Source organism: Synechococcus sp. R6-7 (assembly GCF_047461695.1).
Lineage (GTDB): Bacteria > Cyanobacteriota > Cyanobacteriia > Thermostichales > Thermostichaceae > Thermostichus.
This window is the reverse complement of record NZ_JANSHS010000531.1, coordinates 1-1,744: the sequence shown is the minus strand read 5'-3', so window position 1 is coordinate 1,744 and position 1,744 is coordinate 1. Positions and strand designations below refer to the sequence as shown.

Sequence of the window (1,744 nt, the reverse complement as noted above, 5' to 3'; positions counted from 1 at the left end):
AAAAACTCTCGATAAACCTCGTTCATGGCCGCAAAGTCCTCCATATCGGCCAGGAAAACCGTTGTCTTCACCACATTGGCGAGAGTGGTGCCCCCCGCTTCCAGCACTGCCTGCACGTTCAGCAACGCCTGCCGAGTTTGAGAAACAATGTCCTCCCCCACCAGTTTGCCGGTTTTGGGATCCAGGCCCACCTGCCCGGCAGTAAACAGGAATGGCCCCAGAGCAGTAACGCCCTGGCTGTAGGGGCCGACAGGAGCGGGGGCAGCTTCGGTTTGCACGCCACAAAGACATGGCCCAGGCCGATCCCGGTAGTGGCCGATCTCTGGCTGGGCCGGCTTCGTCTGCTCCATAGAGGTTTGCCCAACTCTGTCGCTACGCTACCACAGGTGGATTGCCGAAGAGCGGGGCTGAGAATGCCAAGATGAATTTCAAGATGAATTTGTTGATAGGGAGAGGGATCCATGCCTTTGATCAAGCTGCAAACGTCTGTGCAACCAGAAATCGCCGCAGTAGAGGAACTGCTTAAGGTGCTGTCTGCTGCTCTATCGGAACAGTTGGGCAAGTCGGAAGCCTACGTGATGACCGCCTTTGAGGGTGGGATCCCGATGACCTTTGCCGGCAGTGGGGATCCCTGTTGTTACCTAGAAATCAAGAGTATCGGGCAATTTTCCGCCCAACAAACCCGAGCCATGAGCGAGTTTTTTTGCGGCACCATCGAGGCCCGATTGGGGATCCCCAAGAAGAGGATTTACATTGAGTTCAGCGATGCCAAAGGCTATCTTTGGGGATGGAACGGCACGACTTTCGGGTAAAGATACTTCCCCCACTCCAAGAGCTGTCTACTCTGGCTTGCCCTAGCTCGCCTCACAAGAACTTTGTAGGAGTTTAGCCAATGGAAGAGCTACCTCAACTCAACACAAATCCCCAAAAGCAGCGGATTTTGCTTAAGCTTGCTACCGGCTTGGGCTTGGCCATTTTTATCTTTTGGGCAGCCCATCGATTGGGATTTTTTGGAGTTATTCAAGACTGGCTCGCCGAAGCTCTGGCTTGGATTGAAAGCTTGGGGTTGCTGGGGCCAATCCTCTTCATTGCCATTTACATTGTAGCGACGGTGCTGCTTCTACCAGCCTCGGTACTGACCTTGGGGGCAGGGGCCGTGTTCGGGTTGCTGGCCGGAACTGTGTACGTGCTGATCGGGGCAACCATTGGAGCCAACTTGGCTTTTTTAATCGGGCGCTACTTGGCGCGGGAACAGGTGGTGAAATGGATTGAGGGAAATGCCAAGTTTGCGGCCATCGATCGAGCGTTGGGACGTGAGGGATGGAAAATAGTCGGCCTGATTCGGCTGTCGCCTGCGTTTCCCTTCAATGTGCTCAACTACGCCCTGGGGCTGACCCAAATTTCTTTTCTGGATAACTTGCTGGGCACCGCTGGAATCGTGCCGGGCACTTTTATGTATGTGTACATCGGCTCATTGGCGGGATCCCTGGCCGACATGGAAGGCGCGGAGTTGGATCCTCAGGCTCAAACCGCCCAATGGGTCGTTCGCCTCGTGGGGCTCATCGCCACCATAGCCGCTACCGTCTACGTCACTCGCGTTGCCCGCAAAGCCCTACAAGAAGCGGTGGAGCCTGCCTAGGGAATTGCATTTTAAACAAGAATGAAATCTGTTGCATTGCTTCCCAACTCCTCTCTCTCTGGGAGAAGGACTGGAGGTGGTCGCGGAAGCGGCGCGGAGCGTTTG

At 55.1% G+C, this 1,744-nt stretch carries 3 protein-coding genes; 2 read left to right on the top strand and 1 reads right to left on the bottom strand.

The annotated features are described in order from the left end of the window. The coding region (locus tag NW815_RS13815) for a Rid family detoxifying hydrolase (RefSeq protein WP_414416138.1) at window positions 1–350 on the bottom strand (350 nt) is incomplete at its 3' end. A 111-nt stretch (window positions 351–461) separates the two neighbouring features. On the opposite strand from NW815_RS13815, the gene NW815_RS13810 reads away from it, so the two are divergent. Both NW815_RS13810 and NW815_RS13805 read left to right on the top strand, forming a co-directional pair. Further along, complete coding sequence (locus tag NW815_RS13810; RefSeq protein WP_011432208.1) at window positions 462–812, top strand: phenylpyruvate tautomerase MIF-related protein; 351 nt, start codon at window positions 462–464, stop codon at window positions 810–812. Between the two features lie 80 nt (window positions 813–892). Then, window positions 893–1,639, top strand: coding sequence for a TVP38/TMEM64 family protein (locus NW815_RS13805; protein WP_414390417.1), 747 nt, complete (start codon window positions 893–895; stop codon window positions 1,637–1,639). Window positions 1,640–1,744: the final 105 nt, after the last annotated feature.

Excerpts from the sequence above, each read along its gene's own strand:
- NW815_RS13810 (WP_011432208.1), top strand. The coding sequence starts at position 462 with ATGCCTTTGATCAAGCTGCAAACGTCTGTGCAACCAGAAATCGCCGCA.
- NW815_RS13805 (WP_414390417.1), top strand. The coding sequence starts at position 893 with ATGGAAGAGCTACCTCAACTCAACACAAATCCCCAAAAGCAGCGGATT.